This window comes from Thiocystis violacea, from assembly GCF_016583565.1.
Classification (GTDB): Bacteria; Pseudomonadota; Gammaproteobacteria; order Chromatiales; family Chromatiaceae; genus Thiorhodococcus; species Thiorhodococcus violaceus_A.
On sequence record NZ_NRRF01000029.1, the window covers coordinates 1 to 19,736 of the forward strand.

The 19,736-nt window shown below is 64.8% G+C and carries 18 protein-coding genes; 5 read left to right on the forward strand and 13 right to left on the reverse strand.

What is annotated here, in order from left to right:
• From CKO23_RS12940 to lptF, 3 genes are all read right to left on the reverse strand, one after another.
• Positions 1 to 348, reverse strand: a 348-nt coding sequence (locus tag CKO23_RS12940; RefSeq protein ID WP_200331156.1) for a helix-turn-helix domain-containing protein, incomplete at its 3' end; no start/stop codon positions are given.
• Positions 349 to 431: 83 nt separating this feature from the next.
• Positions 432 to 2,945, reverse strand: coding sequence for a type I restriction endonuclease subunit R (locus CKO23_RS12945; protein WP_200331790.1), 2,514 nt, complete (start codon positions 2,943 to 2,945; stop codon positions 432 to 434).
• Positions 2,946 to 3,027: 82 nt separating this feature from the next.
• A complete protein-coding gene (gene lptF, locus CKO23_RS12950) occupies positions 3,028 to 4,155 on the reverse strand; it encodes an LPS export ABC transporter permease LptF (protein ID WP_200331792.1) in 1,128 nt (375 codons plus the stop codon).
• A 163-nt stretch (positions 4,156 to 4,318) separates the two neighbouring features.
• Here lptF and CKO23_RS12955 point away from each other — a divergent pair, with 163 nt between their 5' ends.
• Positions 4,319 to 4,558, forward strand: a complete 240-nt coding sequence (locus tag CKO23_RS12955) for a TraR/DksA C4-type zinc finger protein (RefSeq protein ID WP_200331794.1) — start codon at positions 4,319 to 4,321, stop codon at positions 4,556 to 4,558.
• Positions 4,559 to 4,595: 37 nt separating this feature from the next.
• On the opposite strand, the gene pepN is transcribed toward CKO23_RS12955, so the two are convergent.
• Positions 4,596 to 7,262, reverse strand: coding sequence for an aminopeptidase N (pepN, locus tag CKO23_RS12960; protein WP_200331796.1), 2,667 nt, complete (start codon positions 7,260 to 7,262; stop codon positions 4,596 to 4,598).
• Positions 7,263 to 7,455: 193 nt separating this feature from the next.
• On the opposite strand from pepN, the gene grxC reads away from it, so the two are divergent.
• From grxC to CKO23_RS12980, 4 genes are all read left to right on the forward strand, one after another.
• The gene (grxC, locus tag CKO23_RS12965) at positions 7,456 to 7,710 is read left to right on the forward strand and encodes a glutaredoxin 3 (protein WP_200331798.1); all 255 of its coding nucleotides are present in this window, start codon (positions 7,456 to 7,458) and stop codon (positions 7,708 to 7,710) included.
• A complete protein-coding gene (locus CKO23_RS12970; RefSeq protein WP_200331800.1) occupies positions 7,707 to 8,114 on the forward strand; it encodes an RNA-binding S4 domain-containing protein in 408 nt (135 codons plus the stop codon). Before grxC ends, CKO23_RS12970 begins: the two co-directional genes overlap by 4 nt.
• A gap of 7 nt (positions 8,115 to 8,121) precedes the next feature.
• Positions 8,122 to 8,583: a hypothetical protein gene (locus tag CKO23_RS12975; RefSeq protein WP_200331802.1), complete on the forward strand. Its 462-nt coding sequence runs from the start codon at positions 8,122 to 8,124 to the stop codon at positions 8,581 to 8,583.
• Positions 8,584 to 8,645: 62 nt separating this feature from the next.
• Positions 8,646 to 9,500, forward strand: coding sequence for an SDR family NAD(P)-dependent oxidoreductase (locus CKO23_RS12980; protein WP_200331804.1), 855 nt, complete (start codon positions 8,646 to 8,648; stop codon positions 9,498 to 9,500).
• A gap of 52 nt (positions 9,501 to 9,552) precedes the next feature.
• On the opposite strand, the gene CKO23_RS12985 is transcribed toward CKO23_RS12980, so the two are convergent.
• From CKO23_RS12985 to dsrK, 9 genes are all read right to left on the reverse strand, one after another.
• A complete protein-coding gene (locus CKO23_RS12985; protein ID WP_200331805.1) occupies positions 9,553 to 10,320 on the reverse strand; it encodes an EF-hand domain-containing protein in 768 nt (255 codons plus the stop codon).
• A gap of 159 nt (positions 10,321 to 10,479) precedes the next feature.
• Positions 10,480 to 11,595 (reverse strand): sulfur reduction protein DsrS, encoded by a 1,116-nt coding sequence (locus CKO23_RS12990; RefSeq protein WP_200331807.1) that lies wholly within the window; start codon positions 11,593 to 11,595, stop codon positions 10,480 to 10,482.
• 42 nt (positions 11,596 to 11,637) lie between these two features.
• Positions 11,638 to 11,952 (reverse strand): HesB/IscA family protein, encoded by a 315-nt coding sequence (locus tag CKO23_RS12995; protein WP_200331809.1) that lies wholly within the window; start codon positions 11,950 to 11,952, stop codon positions 11,638 to 11,640.
• A 166-nt stretch (positions 11,953 to 12,118) separates the two neighbouring features.
• Entirely contained in the window at positions 12,119 to 13,498 is a 1,380-nt protein-coding gene (locus CKO23_RS13000) for a cobyrinate a,c-diamide synthase (protein WP_200331811.1), read from the reverse strand.
• 21 nt (positions 13,499 to 13,519) lie between these two features.
• The gene (nrfD, locus tag CKO23_RS13005; protein ID WP_200331813.1) at positions 13,520 to 14,773 is read right to left on the reverse strand and encodes an NrfD/PsrC family molybdoenzyme membrane anchor subunit; all 1,254 of its coding nucleotides are present in this window, start codon (positions 14,771 to 14,773) and stop codon (positions 13,520 to 13,522) included.
• Between the two features lie 21 nt (positions 14,774 to 14,794).
• Positions 14,795 to 15,580, reverse strand: coding sequence for a sulfate reduction electron transfer complex DsrMKJOP subunit DsrO (dsrO, locus tag CKO23_RS13010; RefSeq protein WP_200331815.1), 786 nt, complete (start codon positions 15,578 to 15,580; stop codon positions 14,795 to 14,797).
• Between the two features lies 1 nt (position 15,581).
• Entirely contained in the window at positions 15,582 to 16,055 is a 474-nt protein-coding gene (locus tag CKO23_RS13015) for a sulfur reduction protein DsrJ (protein WP_200331817.1), read from the reverse strand.
• A gap of 17 nt (positions 16,056 to 16,072) precedes the next feature.
• Positions 16,073 to 18,037, reverse strand: coding sequence for an NAD(P)-binding protein (locus tag CKO23_RS13020; protein WP_200331819.1), 1,965 nt, complete (start codon positions 18,035 to 18,037; stop codon positions 16,073 to 16,075).
• Between the two features lie 113 nt (positions 18,038 to 18,150).
• Positions 18,151 to 19,719 carry a sulfate reduction electron transfer complex DsrMKJOP subunit DsrK gene (gene dsrK, locus CKO23_RS13025; RefSeq protein ID WP_200331820.1) on the reverse strand — a complete coding sequence of 523 codons (1,569 nt, stop codon included), beginning with the start codon at positions 19,717 to 19,719 and terminating at the stop codon, positions 18,151 to 18,153.
• Positions 19,720 to 19,736 lie beyond the last annotated feature (17 nt).

Here is a 19,736-nt window from a genome sequence, read left to right on the forward strand (position 1 = left end):
CAGCTTCACCCCTTCGCGGACCGCAGGCTCGCACGCCAGGGCGATGATGGCGCAGATCTGCTCGGGGGTGAAGGTCGGCGGTGTCCCCGAACGCGGCTCATCGCTCAGACGCTCGAGCACCGGGTGATCCGCGCGCTCGCGCCAGCGGCGGCGCCAGCGTTGGACCAACGAGCGACTGACCTGCAACGTGGCGGCCGTTTCGTGCATCCCCTTGCCGGCGTCGGCGGCGAGAATGATTCGGGCTCGGATCGCCAGTTGCTGCGCCGTGGTGTGCTGACGCACCAACGCCTCCAACTGGGTACGTTCTTTGTCGGTGAGGGAAACGGGAATCGGGGTGCAGCGTGGCATCGTGTCATCAACTCGTCGGCGAAACTCAAGACAGATGAGTAGGATGCCATCGATCGCCCAGAAACAGTATTAGGACTTTCACTCTAGACCACTAGCCCCAGGGCGAAGCGCACCAGCGAGACCAGGTCGGTGAGCTGGCGACGGCTGGTCTGGTCCTTGACCTGGCCGGCCCGCACGCGGGCGTAGGCGCTCCAGAGGCGTTCGGTGGTCAGCATCAGCGGCGGTTTGCTCAGGTGCTCGTGCAGCTCCTCGATCATGTCGAAGGTGAGCTGTCGGCGCTGGTAGGGCTGTTGGTAGAAGAAGTCCAGGGCGGCGATCTCGTCTTTGTGGGCGGCGATGTAGTCAGTGAAACGCTGGATGAGCGTCTGGGCCTGGGTCTCCGCCTGCTCGCTGAAGCCGGAGAAGGTCAGCTGATCGAGGTTGATGTGGTCGATGAGCTGTTCGCGCTCGCGGCGGGCGTCTTCGATCGCGTCGCGCAGCTCGGGTGTGTCGAAGGGCGCGCAGGCGGCGGCGACGCGCATCGAGCGGGCGGCTTCGATCTCGTCCGGGAGCAGGGTGTCTTCCGTGCGCGTGATGCCCTTGGCCTGGGCAGTGGCGAGCGCGGCGGTGACGATGGCATCGGGATCGAGCGCGGCGATCAGTCCCTTGCCCAGCTCGGCGACCGGGATGCCGCCCGATGCCTGTTGGATGCGCGCCTGGGCCTTGTGGTCGAGCTGCTTGGCCAGTCGCACCAGGCGGTTGGCGAGCGAGAGGAGGGTGTCATCGTCGCGGTGCCCCAGGGCCACGCCTTGCAGCAGGTCTTTCAGGGCGACGCCGGGGTTCTTCTCCAGCGGGCGGCTCTCGGTCTTGAGCGATGTCTCCACGCCCACGGCGTCGATGAGCACGAAGCGGGTCTTGGCGCCGTCGGCTGAGTTGCTGACGCGCTTGAGGCTGTCGCCGTCGAGCGAGCGCACGCCGCGGCCTTTCATCTGCTCGTAGTAGCCGCGCGAGCGCACGTCACGCATGAAAAGCAGCACTTCCAGGGGCTTCACGTCGGTGCCGGTGGCGATCATGTCCACGGTGACGGCGATGCGCGGGTGGTAGTCGTTGCGGAAGCTGGACAGGATGCTGTCGGCGTCGTCCTCGGCGCGGTAGGTGACCTTTTTGCAGAAGGCGTTTCCCTGGCCGTAGACCTCGCGCAGGATGTTGATGATGTCGTCGGCGTGGCTGTCGGTCTTGGCGAAGATGAGCGTCTTGGGCGTTTCCTTGCGTGCCGGGAAAATCTGCGTTTCCACGGCGGTCTTCATGGCCTGGATGACCTGCCGGATCTGGCTGGGGTTGACCACGGAGCGGTCCAGCTCCTTGCTGGCGTAGGCGGTGTCGTCCTCGGTCTCGGCCCAGCGCTTCTTGCGGGTCTGGCGGTCGCGGTGATCGACCCACTCCTTGGCCTTGAGTTCGGCGCCTTTTTGGGTGATTTCGGTTTCGATCACGTAGACGTCATAGCCGACATTGACGCCATCGGCCACCGATTGTTCGTAGGTGTATTCGGCGACGATGTTCTCGTTGAAGAAGCCGAAGGTGCGCTTGTCGGGCGTGGCGGTGAGGCCGATGAGGATGGCGTCGAAGTAGTCGAGTACCTGCTTCCAGAGGTTGTAGATGCTGCGGTGACACTCGTCGATGACGATGAAATCGAAGGTCTCCACCGGCACGGCGGGGTTGTAGCGGACCAGCTTTTCCTGCGTGGCGGTTTGCCGGACCTCGTTGAGCGACAGATCCTCGGCGGAGTCATCGATGGGCTCGCCGGACAGGATGGAATACATGCGCTGGATGGTGCTGATGCAGACCTGCGCATGCGGGTCGATGCTGGGCGAGGCCAGCCGCTGGACGTTGTACAGCTCGGTGAACTTACGCGCGTCATCGGGTGGCGTGTAGGCCATGAACTCTTGATGCGCCTGTTTGCCCAGGTTGCGGGTGTCGACCAGGAAGAGGATGCGGCGGGCAGAGCCGAACTTGAGCAGACGGTAGACCGCGGTGATGGCGGTGAAGGTCTTGCCCGCACCGGTGGCCATGTGGATGAGGGCACGCGGTCTGTTCAGCGCCAGCGATTGCTCCAGTCCGGTGACGGCGCTGATCTGGCAGTCGCGCAGCTTCTCTTGGGGGAGTGCCGGCATCCGTTCGGCTAGCCGGCGGCGCAGGGTGTCCGGCTGGGCCAGCCAGGCGGCCAGGGTCTCGGGTTTGAAAAAGTGGAAGATCTCGCGAGAGCGCGGGGCTGGGTCGGCGTTATCGGTAAAGCGGATGATCTGGCCGGTGGCCTCGAACAGGAAACGCAGCGGGGTCTCGTCCTTGCGCCACTTGAGATTGGCGGTGGCGTAGCGTTCGGTCTGGCTCTCGGTGACGGTGAGGTTTTCACCGGCGGTGTCCTTCTTGGCCTCGATCACGCCCACGGGGATGCGATTGACGAAGAGGACGTAGTCGGCGGGGCCGGAGTCGGTGGGAAACTCGCGCACCGCCACGCCCACGGCAGCCGAGAGGTCGAGCCGCTTCATGTCCTGCACGACCCAGCCGGCCTGTTCGAGCTTGTGGTCGATGTGTTGGCGTGCCTTGGCTTCCGGTGTCATGGGTATGGGGTCGACACAAGGCTGTGCTGACGACGGCATGTCCTCCTTGACGAACGACAGATGCTCGGTCCCTCGATCGCGCTCAGACCCCCTCCTCCGCCACCGCCGCGCGCGCGGGGATCAGTCGATGCCGCAGCCGCTTGATCCAGAAACTCTCGGGCAGCACAACGAGATAGACGAGCATCAGGATGGCCAGCTGATACCAGAGGCTGCCGAGCCAGGGCGGCGTATCCCCCGCCTCCAGCCAGCTCTCCGCCAGGCGCTGCAGGTTGAAGAAGCTGAAGTAGGCCAGCAGTGCCAGAAAGATCCTTCCAGAGGTCCGCTGACGCGGTGAGATGTCCACCAGGGGGATCGCCATGATCGCGAGCGTGAAGATGGCGAGCGGGCTCGCGATGCGATGCTCCAGCTCGACCCGATCGCCGATGGCGGAGGACTTCAGCAGATCCAGGGTTGGCGTGGTCGAGCGTTTGGTGTAGGCCTGTTTCGTCGGACCGGATCCGGGGATACGGATCTGATACTCCTGAAAATCGCCGATCAGGTAGGCACCGGAGCCGGGCGTCCCATCGAAGCGATGACCGTTGCTCAGGGTGACCAGATGGTCCCCGGTCGCCTCCTCCACCTGGTGCTGCCCACCCTTGCTCACCACCAGCCGCCGCTTCCCACCCCGGCGATCCAGGACGAAGACGTCGCCAAGCGATTTGCTGCGATCGATCTCGCGGATGTAGACGACGACGTCGCCTTGCTCCTCGACATAGAAGCGACCCGCCTGGAGCCCCGCCACTTGGGCGGCCTGTCCCTTCTGCTGCAGTCGGACCTCCTGAATGCCAGCCGCCGCGCGTGGCTGCAGAACGAGCGCGAACCAGCCCGTGATCAAGGCCACCGGAATCGCCAGCAGGATGAGCGTGCGATAGATCCGCGGCGGACCGATGCCACAGGCGTTCATGGCGATCAGCTCACTGTCGCGCGAGAGCCGACTCAGGGTCACCAGCATGGCGAGGAAGAAGGCCGGGGGCAGCAGGCTGGAGGTATCGCGGACCAATTGCAGTCGCAGGAAATAGAAGACGACGTCGACGCCAAGCCCGCCGACGTTCACCTCTTCGAGCGTGCGCAGGAACATCAGGCTCGCGACGATCAGCAGAAGGACAACGACGATCGCGAGGAAGACCTTGGTCACCTCGCGCAGGATGTAGCGGTCGACGATTCCGAGCATGGTCCGCCTCAGTGCGAATGGCGCGTCATTCTCGCATGGGAGCCAGACTCACAGCCAACGCAACACCCTCCGGTCGTCATGGCGCGGCCATCAAACGCTCATCTCAGCATCATCTGGCGGGAACATACTTGAGCCTCGTATCTCCAGCAACGGCAAGCGTCAGATGGAAAAATTCGCCGATGAGCTCGACATGGCCCAGGCCCATACGGAGCGCGAGATCCAGCTGAGGATCGATGCCATCCAGCGCCACGCGAACCTGGGATTCGGCCGCAGGTTCTGCATCGACTGTGGGGAGATCATCCCGGAGAGCCGCCGCCGCCATGTGCCCAACGCCAAGCGCTGCGCGGGCTGCCAGGAAGCCATGGAACGCAGCCATGCGCCGGTCCGCCGCTCCGCGGCCTAGCCAACCAAGCCCGTCTCGTGACACCGCCGAGCGGCTGTCACGAGACGCCCCGAGCCTTGGCGCCCTCGTCATCCAATGCCTTGGAGGCGACCTCGAAGACGTCCGCTGACAGCTCAGCGGCGCTCAGAATGCGCGCGATCTGCGCACGCATCAGGGTCTGACGCTCGGGATCGAAGCGCCGCCAGCGCAGCATCGAGCGGAGCAGGCGCGAGGCAATCTGCGGATTGAGCGGATCCAGCTCCAGCACGCGATCGGCGAGGAAGCGGTAACCGCGTCCGTCCCGCGCGTGAAAGCGCACCTGATTGGCGTTGCAGAAGGCGCCGACGAGGCTGCGGACCCGGTTTGGATTGCGCAGCGAGAAGTCGGCATGGCCCATGAGTGCGATGACGCGCTCCAGCGTATCCTCGCGCAGGCTCGTCGCCTGGACGCTGAACCATTTATCCAGCACCAAAGGCTCGCCCGACCAGCGCGCATAGAAGTCCTCCAGCGCACGCGCGCCCTCCACCGTCCGGTGGTCGACCAAGTAGCGCAAGGCGGCGATGACGTCCGTCATGTTCCCGCCCGCCGCGAACTGCGACTGACAGGCATTCAAGGCAGCCGCCTCGTCCGCCTTCATCAGATAGCCCAGCGCCAGGTTCTTGAGCGCGCGCTGCCCAACCGCCTCCGGCGTGAAGACATAGGGCTCGGCGCTGTCGTTGAGGCGATAGACCTCCAGCAGCGCATCACGCAGCCGCTCCCCGATGCGTCGACCCAGGGCGCTATGCGCCCGGTGGATGCCGTCGACGTCCACCACGCGCATCTGATCGCCGAGATACGCCTCGGAGGGCAGCGTCAGCACCTCGGCCAAGAGGGCCTTGTCGCTCGCCGGATCCAGCAGCGCCTGGCGGAAGGCGTCGAAGAAGCGGTCCGGCGCCGCGGCGCGCGGATCCTCGACCAGTGCCAGCAGCAACCGCTGCATCAGGGTCTGGGCCGCGTCCCAGCGATTGAAGCCATCGCTGTCGTTGGCCATGAGGAAGAGCAGGTCGTCATCGCTGTAATCGAAGCGCAGCTTGACGGGGGCCGGAAAGCCGCGCAGCAGCGAGGGAGCGGGCCGGGTCGCCAGACCCACGAAGGTGAAGCGCTGCTCGCTATCCGTCAGCTCCAGCACCCGGGTACCCGCTGTGCCCGCCTCGGCATCGCCGTCGAGCCGCAGCGGAAGGTCGTCGCCATGCGGTCCGAGCAGCCCCACGGCGAGCGGAATATGAAAGGGTGCCTTGAGCGGCTGATCTGGCGTCGGCGGCGTGTGCTGGCGGAAGGTCAGGCTGTAATGGCCGCTGTCCGCGTCGAACGCCTCGCGAACACTCAGCTCGGGGGTGCCCGCCTGCTGGTACCAGCGGCGGAATTGTTCGAGGTCTCGACCGCTTGCGTCCTCCATGCAGCGCACGAAGTCGTCGGTGGTGACGGCCTCACCGTCGTGCCGCTCGAAATAGAGGTCCGTGGCCTTGCGGAACAGCTCGGGACCGAGCAGCTTGGCCTGCATCCGCACCACTTCCGCGCCCTTCTGGTAGACGGTGGCGGTGTAGAAGTTGTTGATCTCGATATAGGAGTCCGGGCGCACCGGATGCGCCATGGGCCCCTCGTCCTCGGGAAACTGGTGTGCCCTGAGCAGACGCACGTCGCTGATGCGCTTGACGCCGCGCGAGCCGACATCCGCGGAGAACTCCTGGTCGCGATAGACGGTGAAGCCTTCCTTGAGGCTGAGCTGGAACCAGTCGCGGCAGGTGATGCGGTTGCCGGTCCAGTTGTGGAAATACTCGTGGGCGATGACGCTCTCGATGCCGTCGAAGTCGACGTCGGTCGCGGTGTCCGGTCGGGCGAGGACGAACTTGTCGTTGAAGACGTTGAGCCCCTTGTTCTCCATGGCGCCCATGTTGAAGTGGCTGACGGCGACGATCATGAAGATGTCGAGGTCGTACTCGCGCCCGAAGCGCTCCTCGTCCCAGCGCATGGCCTTCTTGAGCGAGCGCATGGCGTGGTCGCACTTGTCGAGGTTGTGGGGCTCGACATAGATCTTGAGCGCGACCTCGCGGCCTGAGGCCGTGACGAAACGGTCTTCGACCGCCGTGAGATTGCCCGCGATCAGGGCGAAGAGATAGCTGGGCTTGGGGAAGGGGTCTTCCCAGCGCGCGAGGTGGCGACCGCGATCCAGATCGCCCGTTTCCACCGGGTTTCCGTTGGACAGGAGCACCGGGAACTTGGCCTTGTCAGCGACCAGGGTGGTGCTGTAGCGCGCCATGACGTCGGGACGGTCGAGGAAATAGGTGATGCGGCGAAAGCCCTCGGCCTCGCATTGGGTACAGAGCATGTCGCCGGACTGATAGAGCCCTTCGAGCGCGGTGTTCAGGCTCGGATGGATGCGCACCCGGGTCTCGAGCGTGAAGTGATCCGGGACCCGGTGCAGGGTCAGGCTCTCCTGGTCGACGGCATATTCCGCAGGTGTGAGCGCCGCGCCATTGATGGCGACCCACTCCAGATCCAACTGCTCGCCGTGCAGCCGCAGATCGCCGCCGCCGCGCGTCGCCGCCGGATTGCGCCGCAGCGCCAGCGTGGCCTCGACCTTGGTGAGCTCGGGGTCGAGATCGAAGCGCAGATCGACGCGATCGATGAGGAACTCGGGCGGCTGATAGTCCTTGCGATGGACTGGATGCGGGGTGTCGCGATACATGAGAGCCCTATCGGTTGAATCGATTGATGTTCATGCGATTGATGGTCATGCGCCCCGCGCGCGCCAGCGGCATGCCAGGGCGGATTTGGTCTGCGCGCGATCCGTCGCCATTTTAAATGGGGGCGGCTTGACGGGATTCGTCGAGGCGGCGAAGCTCGGAAGTCAGAGTAACGGCTCAGGAAAGAATGACAAGATGCCTCAGGTCACCATCTATTCGACCAGAATCTGCCCCTACTGTTCGCGTGCCAGAAACCTCTTGAAACGCAAGGGAGTCCCCTTCGAGGAGATCTCGGTGGACCACGACCCCGAGCAGATGGCCATCATGGTCGAGCGCAGCCGCCGCTACACGGTACCGCAGATCTTCATCGACGAGCTGCACATCGGCGGCTTCGACGACATGGCGCTGCTGGACGACCGGGGCGAGCTGGACCCCCTGCTCGGCCGATGAGCGAGCTCTCAAGCCCCGGCGGCGAGATGCGGCTCGACAAATGGCTCTGGGCGGCCCGCTTCTTCAAGACACGCCAGCTCGCCATCGAGGCCATCAACGGCGGCAAGGTCCAAGTCGACGGCCAGCGTGCCAAGCCCAGCCGATCGATCCGGCCGGGCAGCCGACTGGAGATCCACAAGGGCAGTCTATCCTGGACCATCGAGGTCCTGGCGATCAACAAACAGCGACGCCCGGCGACCGAGGCGGCAGGACTCTATGTCGAAGACGAGGCAAGCCGCGAAAAGCGCCAGGAGATCGCTCGTGAGCGCCGCGAGCTGGGCGGCCAGCCGCAGGAAGGCCGCCCGAGCAAGCGCGATCGCCGTATGATCCAGCGATTCACGGGCCGCAACGAACCCTCCGACTGAGACGAACGTGGACAACGACGCCTTCCGCAGCACCTATCGCGCCATCAACGAGCGCTTCTGCCCCTACGAGAAGAGCATCCTGACCAATAGCGGCGGCTGCGCCCTGGCCCAGAAGTTCTGCATTGCCGAGCGCGAGGGCGTTCGCTGCGGCGACGAGGCCGCTCAAGCGACCTGCCTGCACCTCTTGGAATTGCTGCGCCGGCAGGCCCGCTTTGCCCTCAAGTCGACCGATACCCACACCGCCCTCCCCCACGCGAAGGCCATGCGCATCCAGGTCGGCGGACTGCGCGGCATCCAGGCCGCCTTGGCACCGGACCAGCCCGTACCCAGTTACATCGACGACATCCGGGCGACGATCCTGGCCGCCATCGAGGCATTCGGATCGCTCGATCAGCTGCCCTTCACGGACATCATGCAGCAGATTGCGGCCTATCAGGGGCGCAAGCGGATACGCAAATCTGGACACTGAGCCGCCTGGCTCACAACCAACGCCTGGCTCACAACCAACAAAACGACGGCGACGAGGGCGGGATGCAGAACCACACGCAAACGACGGCCTTGGTCACGGGTGCCAGCTCCGGTCTTGGCCGAGCCATCGCCGAGGCACTGGCGGCCGAGGGTTCGAGGGTCGGACTGGTCGCCCGCGACGAGGCGCGCGGGACCCAGGCGCTGGAGGAGATCAAAGCCAAAACTGGCAACATGGCGCTGCGGCTCTTCGTCGCCGATCTCGCGGACCAGTCCGCGGTGCGGCGGCTCGCCGCCGAGGTGCTGAAGGACTTTGACACCCTTCACCTCCTCATCAACAACGCGGGGACGGCCTTCGCCGAGCGCCGCCTCAGCCCGGACGGCATCGAGTGCGCGCTCGCCGTCAATCATTTGGCGCCCTTTCTGCTGACCCATCTGCTGCTCGCCAGGCTCGCGGCGGACGCCCCCGCGCGCATCATCAATGTCGGGACGCGGATGGACACCGCCATGGATTTCGACGACCTCAATTGGGAGCGGCGCCCCTATCGCATGATGCAGGCCTATGGCCAGTCCAAGCTCGGCATGCTGCATTTCACCTTCGAGCTGGCGCGGCGACTCCAGGGCACGGGCGTCACGGTGAACTGTGTCTTCCCGGGTGTCTTCAACTCCAATCTAGGCGGCACCGACGGGGCGCAGGGGCTCTTCTGGACGCTGCTGAAGGTAGGTCTTGGCTGGGCGCTGCCCACATCTGAGACGGCGGCGCGGCGCGTGCTCCATGCGGCCCGATCAGCGGAGATCGCCGATCTCAGCGGGGCCTATTTGGCCGGAGAGAAGGCGATTCGGGCACCCGCCCAAGCACGGGATCCGGCCGCCAATCGACGTCTGTGGGAGATCAGCGAGGCGCTGACTGGGATGCGCTGACGCGAGGCATCCGTGGCGGTTGGGCCGAGGGACGACCCAACCGACGCCTGATTCACGCGAGCTCGGAGAGCAGATCGCTGGCCTCGCCAGACACAGCGGATGACCCGTAGGCATCCACCAGGGCCATGATGCGGCGCATGACGAGCTGCTCCGTCGATGTCTCCCGCGCGGACGCGGACTCCACGCCCGTCTGCCCGGCTGTGCTCGCTGCAGTCGTCGCTCCGGCCGCATCCAGGGATTGCGCGAAGGCCATCGCCTCCTCGCCGCTGATCCGGCCGTCACCGTCCGCGTCCGCCGTGTCGAAATCAGCCAGCATCGTGGCGAGAAGCTGCGTGCCCTCGTCCTCGGTGTCGGCATCGACCGCGGTCGTGAGTGTTTCGAGCTGACTGGTCAGCTCGTCGCGGGTGAAACCCAGCACCTGCTCGGGCGTTGGTGGCAGAGGCATTCCACTCATGGCTTCCGGGCCCGCCATGGCGTCGCGCCCACGCAGGACACCGAGGCTGTCGGTGAGTGTCTGCAGGCCCTGCGTCATATCCTCCGTGGTGACCTGGCCGTCGCCATCCAGATCCAGGACCGAAACCACCTCCTTGGCGCTCTTCGCCGTCAAGGATTCGTCACCCTCTCCGGCGGATCCGAGCCCCAGGCTCTCGAAGGCGGATTGGAAGTCGGCGGCATCCAGATAGCCCTTGCCTTGGGTGTCCAGGCTGGAGAACACCTGCTTGATGCTGTCTGCTGGGTCGCCATACCGCTTGGTCTGCGTCGTGTTGGCGCCATAGACGCTCGACGCGAGATCACCGATGCTGTTCAAGATGCTGCTCATTGCTGGCTCTCCTCGTGACGGTTGAGATGAGTCGAGAGGGGGCGTGCCCCGAATGAATCAAAGGTTCATTCGAAGCTCCAGCAAAGAACGCGCCAGAGGGCGATGGATGAGCGAGACATCCGGGTTGCCGGTCGGGATGAGAGGCGAGGTGCGTCGATGTCAGCCCTGGACGCCGCGCAGGATGCCAAGCCGTTCCTGAATGGGATCGATGACGGGCGCGAGCTTGCGGCGCATCAGACTGCCTTGTGTCGTCGGGTCCGGCAGCAGAGGTCTGATGAGACCATAGCCGACACCGGAGAGAAACCGCATCGCCAAGACCTCGTCGCGCACACCGGGGGCAAGGGCGAGCACCTCGGCCGCCTGCGCATGCTGAAGCGGCGATGTGGCAAGCCCTTGCACCTCGGAGAGGAGGTCGTCGAGGGTGAGATCCGGATCGCCGGCCGGCCGCAGGCCGGCGAAGTAGCCGCGCAGGGTCTCCAGGGCGGCGATGAGGACCTCTTGAGTGGGTGGTTTGGCGAGCACGCTCGAGACGGTCTTGAGGAAGGCCTGGCCAAAGGGGCTGCAGACACGCCGCAGCAAGCGCGCATAGTCATTGCCGGTCTCGGCGAGCGGCGAGAGCGCGGACGCCAACTCACGCGCCGGGGCCGGCTCGGGTAGCCCATCCGGCAAGGCTTGCAGAAAACCGACCAGATAGGCCTGCTTGCGTGCCGACTTGCGCCAGAGATCGAGCCGCTGCGACTCCTCGAGCAGGCCCGGCTGCAAGACCAGGCGAACCGTCTCCATGATCTCCTCGTGCTCGGTCTCGAACGGGAGATAGTCGACCAGGTAATCCGCCAGGATCCTGCCCATCCGCCCCTCCCTCACCGCCGGATTCTTGAGCATGCGCCGCGCATTGCCGGCGTCCTCCATCGCCCACCAGGCGCGCCGGGCCAGCTCGTCGCTCAGACCAGGCGCGCAGACCGCGGCGACCACCGCCTCCGGCTCACCCAGCAGCAGGAGCTGCTCAAGGCTCTCGTCGCGCATCTGGCCCATCCGGGTCCAGCGTCTCAGATACACCGGATATCCGCCCGGAGAGCCGAGTACATGACCGGAGATCAGCTCACGGACGAGCCGGAGATATTGGTCAGGCCGGGCATTGGGACTGAGACGCAGGGTGGACTCACCCTGCGCCGTGAGGCCCTGGACGCGCATGCGACTCTCGTCGATGCGGATGGCCTGCGGCTTGTTGGCGAGCAGAACGCTGAGTCTCAGGCTGTCCTCTGGGCTGAGTTCCATGGGATCAGTCGAGGACGACGTCAGACGTGCCGGAAGCCATCCTCAGCCCTCGATCGGGGGCTCGTAGGTGGGATCCTTGGGGTTGAGGAAGATGAAGTGGAACTGACCGGGCTCCATCTCGACATAGTCCATCGTGGCCTGATCGAGGAGCGGCACCTGCTCTGGGGTCATCACGATATCCACGCCCTCGCACGACAGGCGAATATCGTCGTCGGTCAGCTCGTCGAATCCCATGCGGTACTCGATGCTGCCGTCCGGGTTCTGCGCCGCGGCGAGTCTCAGCGACAAGCCCTCGGTGCCACCTTGTTTCGCCGCCTTGAGGACCTGTTCCGCAGCTGCTGCTGTGAGTTTGAACATCTCAGACCTTTGTTCTTGGCTTCCACTTGGACTGCCGGGAAGTTTAACACCGAAATCGCGCCACCAGCCGCCAGCCATACGGGAAGCGAGCAACGCGGCTCCCGCTCGGCGCGCGCCTGAGCGAGCGACCGTACGGCACCCCGCGGGCCGATGCCGCGCCCTCGGATCAGGCGCCGAGGCAGCGCCTGATGTGCGCAAGGAAGCGACCGGTCCAGCGGTTGCCCGGGGCGTCGCGCAAATGGCTGTAGCAGGCAAGCAGGTTGCCCTGGACGACCGCGTCGCGCGACCCGTCGATCCCGACGCCGCGCAGCACCTCGTAACCGTATCGCCAGCCGGGGTCCGGGTTCAGGATCGCCGAGTGATGAAACTCGTGAGCCGGGATCTCGGCCCGCCGCGCGCTCTCGGCAGGCCAGGGAAAGTCGGAGGTCTCGCGCAAGCGGACATAGCCGCGCCCCTGGGGCCGCGGGCGCATCTCCACCTCGGCGGCGAGCGCGCCGACCATCGCGCGCCTGGAGCCGTTCCAGTGGATCCCCTGGCAGAGATACATGAGTCCGCCACACTCGGCATAGGCCGGAGCGCCGTCGGCGATGAACTCGGCAATCGCCTGGCGCATGGAGACATTGGACTCGAGTTCCGCCATGCGGTACTCGGGAAAACCGCCACCCAGGAAGAGTGCGTCGACCGGCGGCAGCTCGGGGTCGCTGATCGGACTGAAGGAGACCAGCTCGGCTCCGCCCGCGGCGAGGGCGCGCAGGTCGTCCGGATAGTAGAAGCCGAAGGCCGCATCCCGCGCGATGCCGATCCGTACCGGGGCGCCGCAGGCACCTTGAGTGGGATGGGCTGCCGACGCGAACTCAGGACGCCGCGCCCGCTCCGCGATTCCGATCAGCCGCTCGAGGTCGATCTGATCGGCGATCCGCGACCGGATCGACTCGATCCAGGCATCCGCGTCCTGCGCCTCGTTGATGGGCATCAATCCCAGATGACGCTCGGAGATGGCGATCTCGTCGTCGCGGTGCAGAACGCCGAGAACGGCGAGGTCGGTGTGGTGCTCGACGACGCGCACCAGATTCGCGCCATGGCGCATGCCACCCACCTGGTTGAGGATGACGCCGGCGATCGCGAGATCCGGGTCGAAAGCCAGGTAGCCGAGCAACAGCGGCGCAATGCCGCGCGCGAGCCCATTGCAATTCACGACCAGGACGACGGGCGCGCCGAGCTGCTTGGCCAGCTCCGCATTGCTGTTGGCGCCGTTCAGATCCGCGCTGTCGAAGAGGCCGACGTTGCCCTCGATCACCCCGATGTCCGCCCCCACCAGCTCGCGCCCGAAGGCGTCCGAGATCTCGGGCGGTGCCATAGTGTGGAAATCGAGATTGAAACAGGATCGGCCTGCGGCCTGCCCCAGCCAGAGGGGATCGATGTAGTCCGGCCCCTTCTTGAACGGCTGTACGACGAGGCCGCGGTTTCTCAGCTCGCGGCAGAGACCGATGGAGAGCGTCGTCTTCCCTGACGACTTCTGCGGAGCAGCAATGTAGAGGTGGGCCATCGCGCCGGGAGGCTCACCCGATCACGCCGGCTTGGGCGCCGAACCCGATTCGTCGAGGGTCTCCTCGTCGATGGGGACCACATCGTCGGCGAGGGACTCTGGCAGGAACTGCAGAACACGCACGCCCACGACGGTGATCAGCAAACCGACCCCAACGCCTCCGAGCCCCAAGAGGATCTCGGGAATCGTCGGCCAGTAGGGTGCCGCCTGACCATTCACGCCATCGAAGAAGCCGGACTCCAGCACGGTGCGCCCAGGGAACATCTGAATGGGGAAGGCCTGACTCCCGATGATGATCACGTACATGGTCGCGAGCCCGCCGACGATCACCAGGGCGCAGGCGCCCGCGATCCAGCGGCGGTCCTGGCTCAACTGCGGGTGATAGAGGATCCCGAGCGGCACCAGACCTCCGATCAGCACCCAGCCGACCCAGAAGAGGAAGGTATAGATGCCGCCCTTGAGCAGCAGCCAAGACTCCAGGGCGTCGTTCTCGGCGACATAGAGGTTGGTCAGGTGATAGATCAGGGTGAAATAGAGGACGATGGCGACGAACAGGGCCAAGAGATTCTTCAGGCGGCGCAGCATCCGCGGACCGATCGGGCGACCCTCGTCGTCGAAGGCGAACATCAGCACCAGGATGAAGACCGCCAGCCCATAGGCAAAGGACATGGCGACGAACATGGGCGCCAGAATGGCGGCGTCGAAGGCCTGACGCGCGACGATGAAGCCGAAGATGGAGCCGGTACCCGTGGTGAGCGCAAGACGCCACACCAGTGCGAGGATGCCGACCGAACGGTTGAAGGGACCGCCCTGACGGTCGGCCATCGTCCAGAGATAGGCGATGACGATCGCCATGAATCCGGTGTAGAGGAAGATGTTCCACGCGAAGATGGAGCTGAAGTTGTAGTGCGTCATGGCGACGATCAGGCGCTCCGGCCGGCCCAGATCCGTGACCAGAACGAGAAGCCCGCCCATGAGCAGCGCCACCGCCAGCAGGCCCGAGAGTCGGCCAAGCGGCTTGTAGATCGGCTTGTGGAAGACGGTGCCGATGGAGGCGATGTTCAGAGCGCCAGACGCCGAGATGATGAGGAAGACGGCGAAGACGTGCGGCGTTCCCCACACCACCGAGTTGTTCATCCCGGTGACCCAGTGCCCCTGGTGCTCCATGTACCCGAAGGCCAGGGCACCGACCCCGACGACGGCGGCCAGGACGCCCAGGATGCTCCAGTAGCGCTGCGGCGGAATCCGCCATTCGCGATAGACGATTCGTTTCATGCTCAGTTTCCCTCGCCCTGACTAGACACCGGAGTAGCGCACACCCGTATTCAGCTCCAGATCTTCCCGAATCTGACGACTCGGCAGCTCCCTGAGCTTCTGGTTGATAGGGCTGTTGGGGTCCTTGAGATCACCGAAGACGATCGCGTGATGGCCCTCGGCGGCGCAGGCGTCGACGCAGGCCGTCGACGCCTCGCCATAGTCACGGCGATGCACGCAGAGATTGCAGCTCTCGACGCAGCCCTTGCCGCGCGGAACCGCCGTGAGCTGGCCTTGCAGCTCGTCGTGGATGAAGCTCCGCGCCTTGTAGGGGCAGGCCATCATGCAGTAGCGGCAACCGATGCACAGATGGCGATCGACCATGACGATGCCGTCGGCGCGCTTGAAGGAGGCACCGGTCGGACAGACATCGACGCAGGGCGGGTGCTCGCAATGCTGGCACATCATCGGCAGGTTGGTGATGCGCCCGGTTTGATTGTCCTGCAGCTTGACCTTGCGGATCCAAACGGACTTCTGGGCGTCCCATTTGAGATCGGACTCGCGCTCGGGCTTGGTCTGCAAGTTGAGGCCGTTTTCCTCGTTGCAGGCCTCGACGCAGGCCGAGCAGCCGTCCGCGCATTTCGCGGTATCGACCAGCAACCCCCAGCGCACGTCGCTGGACACGGGCTGCGAGCGTGGCGTCGCGGCAACGGCGTGCAGGATGACGCCAGGCGCTACCATGGCCGCGCCGACTCCCGCCGCCACGCCAATGAACTCACGACGACCGGAATCGATCGCTTGGTCGGTCCTATCTGTCTTGTCATTCATCTCAGTGGCCTTCCCCATTGCGATCGCTCGGCGCCGAGAGGTCGACGCCGGCGGCACGGTGCGCCGCCTGGGCCTCGGCATCGAGGTCAGGCTTGTTCGGGATGGAGGCGTGGCAGTCGAAGCAGTTCAGATCGACGGCCGCATAGGCGTGGCAAGCCCCGCAGAACTGGTCGGACCGGTTGATCGGCTGCGGCTGCGACTTGGCATCGTAGCTGATGTGACAGTCGACACAGCCCTCCAGGCTGTACTTGGTCCCGCGGATGCCCTGGTGAACGGTCGAGATGCGCTGATGCTTGATGAATTCGAAGTGCATTCGGCGCATGCGCTCGGTCGGCTCGACACAGGAGTCCAGCTCGGCGGCCCGGGATCCCTCGACCACGTATCGCTTCACCTCGGCCGCCAGGACGGTCTGGGCCGCGAGCACCCAGACCAGACTAACGGCGACGAGGCTCGCTCTGAGTAAGGCTTTAGCCATCGACGCCTCCACGTTGCTTACTCCCCGAGCCCCATTTTGATGTAGCCGGTGGGGCAGACATCGGCGCAGATATGACAGCCGATGCACTTGGCGTAGTCGGTATCCACGTAGCGCCCGGTTGTGCGGCTGCCCTTGTCGACACGGAAGACGGCATCCTGAGGACAGAAGATGACGCAGTTGTCGCACTCGAAGCACATGCCGCAGCTCATGCAGCGCTTGGCCTCGTTGATCGCCTCTTCCTCGGTCAGCCCGATGACGCGCTCGTGGAAATGACCCAGAACGTCGTCGGAACTTGGCACCTCTTCCTTGCGCAGGTTGCGCGCGACATAGTTGAAATGCCCGAGGAAGAGCTCGTCGTGCGGGATGATCTCGGCGCCCGAGCGGTCTTCGTAATTGTGGATCGCATAGTTGGCATCGGAGGTCCCGCGCAGATCACCGGCCTGCGCCACTTCGAAGCTCTCGGGTGCCAGATTCGCCTCGGTCATCTTGTCGAGCAGGTTGAAGTGATGGACGTCGACCTTGGGGCGACGCTTGTGCTCGGCCTGCATGACATAGTCGTGGATGGAGTCGGCGGCGATCCAGGCCTGACCGATGGCGGTGGTCAGCAGGTGCGGGCGGATGATGTCGCCAGCGACGAAGTGACCCGCCTTGCCAGGAACCTGGTAGAACTTGTCCGAGTCCATGAGGCCGCGACCGTTGTCGAGACCCTCCAGACCGGAGAGATCGCCGCCCTGCCCGATCGCGGAGACGATGAGCTCCGCCTCGAGCACACGCTCGGTGCCATCGACCGGCGTCGGCCGGCCGTCAACCATGGTGCAATCAGCCACCTTAAGGCCAGTTGCGCGGCCGTTGGCGTCCTTGATGACCTCGACCGGCATGACACCGTCGAGAATGGTCACGCCCTCGCGCGTCGCATCGTCGACCTCGTGCTCGGAGGCCGTCATCTTGTCGCGGGTGAAGAGCGAGGTCAGCGTGACCTCGGCGCCCTCGGCAGCCGCGGCCGTGGCGGCGTCGTGCGCGACATAGCCATCGCGGATGACGGTCTCCGGCAGGTCGCTGCTACCGGTCTTGGTGATATGGCCAAGACGGCGCGCGACCGAGACGACGTCGATCGAGGTATCGCCGCCACCGACGCACACCACCTTGCCGGCGGTGACCTTCATACGGCCTTCGTTGTAGGCCTTGAGGAAGGCGACGCCCGAGACGCAGTTGGGGGTATCGTTCCAACCGGGAACCGGCAAGCCGCGCCCGCTCTGACAGCCGATGGACCAGAGAATGGCGTCGTAATCCTTCTCCAGCTGCTCAACGGTGACGTCGGTGCCGATGCGGGTCTTGAGCTTCACCTCGATCTGACCGAGGTCGAGGATGCGCTGGATCTCCGCGTCCAACTTATCGCGCGGCACGCGGTAGCCGGGGATGCCGAAGCGGAACATGCCGCCCAGGCCCTCGTTGGCCTCGAAGATGGTGCAGGCGTGGCCCTTGCGGCGCAGCTGGTAGGCCGCGGCGAGACCAGCGGGACCACCACCGACGATGGCAACGCGCTTGCCCGTATCGGCGGGGGCTGCATCGTACTTGTAGCCGTTCGCGATGGCGGTATCGCCAATGAACTGCTCGACGGCGTTGATGCCGACGAAGTCTTCCAGCTCGTTGCGGTTGCAGCCGTCCTGACAGGGCGCCGGACAGACACGGCCCATCATCGACGGGAAGGGATTGGCCTCCGTGGAGCGGCGAAAGGCGTACTCGCGCCAGTCCATCCCCTGCGGCGGCTTTTCCATGCCGCGCACGATCTGCAGCCAGCCACGGATATCCTCACCCGAGGGACAGCTGCCCTGACAGGGCGGCGTCTTGTGGACATAGGTCGGGCACTTATGAGAATGATCTTCGTTGAAGATCTTTTGCGTCAGGTCGTCCCAAACGTGCTCGCCGTCCTCGAACCGACGCCAGGAGGGCTTGGTCTTCATCTCGTCGCTGGAAGTTGCCATCTTGATCACTCTCCGTACCAGTTTGAGCCCTGACGCGGAATCAGGGTGTTCGTATCATCACGCGAACCCGTCGACGCGCCTGGGCGCGGACCGGACTCGCTCGATGGCCCCGGTCAGGCCGCCTCGTCTGTCTCTTCGTCGTTATCGTTCTTGTCGAGATCGTCGTCTTCATCCGGCTCCTCGTCGTCCTCGCCGGGCGTGAGCACCAGCGCATTCGACACGAGCTGGTGCAGACTGACGATCTGGTCCATCTCCATTCCGTAGTAGGGCAGAACCTTGGTGAACTGGCTCTTGCAGATGGCGCAGATAGCGGCCATGTGCGTCACGCCCTTCTCCTGCATCACGTTGTTCAGGGCATCCAGCCGGGGCTTGGCGCCCTTGACGCGAATCTCCATGAGGTCGTCGGTCAGCAATCCGCCGCCGCCGCCGCAACAGAAGGTGCGGTCGCGGATGGTGTCCTCGTCCATGTCGTAGAAGTTGTTGCAGGTCGCCTTGAGGATGGCGCGCGGGATCTCGAACTGACCGCCGGGCGTGCTGCCCATGCGCGAGGCGCGGGCGACGTTGCAGCTATCGTGGAAGGTCAGCACCTTGTCGTCGTTCTCGCTCTTATCCAGGTTGAGCTTGCCCTTCTGGATGAGGTCGTAGGTGAATTCGCAGATGTGCTGCGGCACCGGGTAGCGCGGATCCAGGAAATCCCAGGGGCCGGCCAAGGTGTTGAGGAAGCTGTAGGCGACGCGCCACGCATGGCCACACTCGCCGAACACGATGCGCTTGACCTTGAGCTTGATGGCCGCTTCGCGAATGCGCTGCGCAAGCCGGCGCATGTTGGCGTAAGAGCCAATGAACATGCCGAAGTTCGCGGCCTCGGAGGCATAGGAACTCATGGTCCAGGAGACGCCCGCCTCGTGGAAGACCTTGCCGTAGCCGATGAGTCCGTCCACATGAGGCTCGGCGAAGAAGTCCGCCGAGGGCGTCACCAACAAAATTTCGGCACCCTCTTCGTCGAGCGGGTAGCGCACCTTGACGCCGGTCTCGTCGAACACGTCCTCTTCCAGACCTTCGAGGGTGTCCTCCAGCGCTGGGCCAGGCAGACCCAGGTTGTTGCCGATCCTGTAGACCTTCGCGATGATCTCGTTGCAGTACTTCTGGCCGACGCCGATGCTGTCCATGATCTCGCGCGCGGCCATGGAGATCTCGGCGGTATCGATGCCATAGGGGCAGAAGACCGAGCAACGGCGGCACTGCGAGCACTGGTGGAAGTAGCTGTACCAGTCGTCCAGGACTTCCTTCGTAAAGTCCTCGGCGCCGACCAGCTTGGGGAAGAACCGGCCCGCCAACGTGAAGTAGCGCCGATACACCTTGCGCATCAGATCCTGGCGGCCGACCGGCATGTTCTTGGGATCTTTCGTACCCAGGAAGTAGTGGCACTTGTCGGTGCAGGCGCCACACTTGACGCAAGAGTCCATGTAAACGCGCAGTGAGCGGTACTTGCCGAGCAGGTCGCCCATCTTGTCGATGGCCCTGGCCTGCCAGTCCTCCGGCAACTCGCCTGGAAAACCGAGCGCGTCCTGCCACTCATCCTTCGATTTGAAGGGCGCACTGTGAGCCATGGTGCCAGGCGTGACCGGCGGAACCTCGGTGTACTGACTCAGTTCTGGGACTTCAAACGTTGCCTTGGCCATGGATCAACCTCTCAATG

What these genes read in the sequence shown, in the direction of transcription:
- dsrK (WP_200331820.1), bottom strand. Translation starts at nt 19,719, where the DNA reads ATGGCCAAGGCAACGTTTGAAGTCCCAGAACTGAGTCAGTACACCGAG.
- CKO23_RS13020 (WP_200331819.1), bottom strand. Translation starts at nt 18,037, where the DNA reads ATGGCAACTTCCAGCGACGAGATGAAGACCAAGCCCTCCTGGCGTCGG.
- CKO23_RS12945 (WP_200331790.1), bottom strand. Translation starts at nt 2,945, where the DNA reads ATGACACCGGAAGCCAAGGCACGCCAACACATCGACCACAAGCTCGAA.
- CKO23_RS12995 (WP_200331809.1), bottom strand. Translation starts at nt 11,952, where the DNA reads ATGTTCAAACTCACAGCAGCAGCTGCGGAACAGGTCCTCAAGGCGGCG.
- CKO23_RS12955 (WP_200331794.1), top strand. Translation starts at nt 4,319, where the DNA reads ATGGAAAAATTCGCCGATGAGCTCGACATGGCCCAGGCCCATACGGAG.
- grxC (WP_200331798.1), top strand. Translation starts at nt 7,456, where the DNA reads ATGCCTCAGGTCACCATCTATTCGACCAGAATCTGCCCCTACTGTTCG.
- dsrO (WP_200331815.1), bottom strand. Translation starts at nt 15,580, where the DNA reads ATGAATGACAAGACAGATAGGACCGACCAAGCGATCGATTCCGGTCGT.
- CKO23_RS12990 (WP_200331807.1), bottom strand. Translation starts at nt 11,595, where the DNA reads ATGGAACTCAGCCCAGAGGACAGCCTGAGACTCAGCGTTCTGCTCGCC.
- CKO23_RS12970 (WP_200331800.1), top strand. Translation starts at nt 7,707, where the DNA reads ATGAGCGAGCTCTCAAGCCCCGGCGGCGAGATGCGGCTCGACAAATGG.
- pepN (WP_200331796.1), bottom strand. Translation starts at nt 7,262, where the DNA reads ATGTATCGCGACACCCCGCATCCAGTCCATCGCAAGGACTATCAGCCG.
- CKO23_RS13000 (WP_200331811.1), bottom strand. Translation starts at nt 13,498, where the DNA reads ATGGCCCACCTCTACATTGCTGCTCCGCAGAAGTCGTCAGGGAAGACG.
- CKO23_RS12985 (WP_200331805.1), bottom strand. Translation starts at nt 10,320, where the DNA reads ATGAGCAGCATCTTGAACAGCATCGGTGATCTCGCGTCGAGCGTCTAT.
- nrfD (WP_200331813.1), bottom strand. Translation starts at nt 14,773, where the DNA reads ATGAAACGAATCGTCTATCGCGAATGGCGGATTCCGCCGCAGCGCTAC.
- lptF (WP_200331792.1), bottom strand. Translation starts at nt 4,155, where the DNA reads ATGCTCGGAATCGTCGACCGCTACATCCTGCGCGAGGTGACCAAGGTC.
- CKO23_RS12980 (WP_200331804.1), top strand. Translation starts at nt 8,646, where the DNA reads ATGCAGAACCACACGCAAACGACGGCCTTGGTCACGGGTGCCAGCTCC.
- CKO23_RS13015 (WP_200331817.1), bottom strand. Translation starts at nt 16,055, where the DNA reads ATGGCTAAAGCCTTACTCAGAGCGAGCCTCGTCGCCGTTAGTCTGGTC.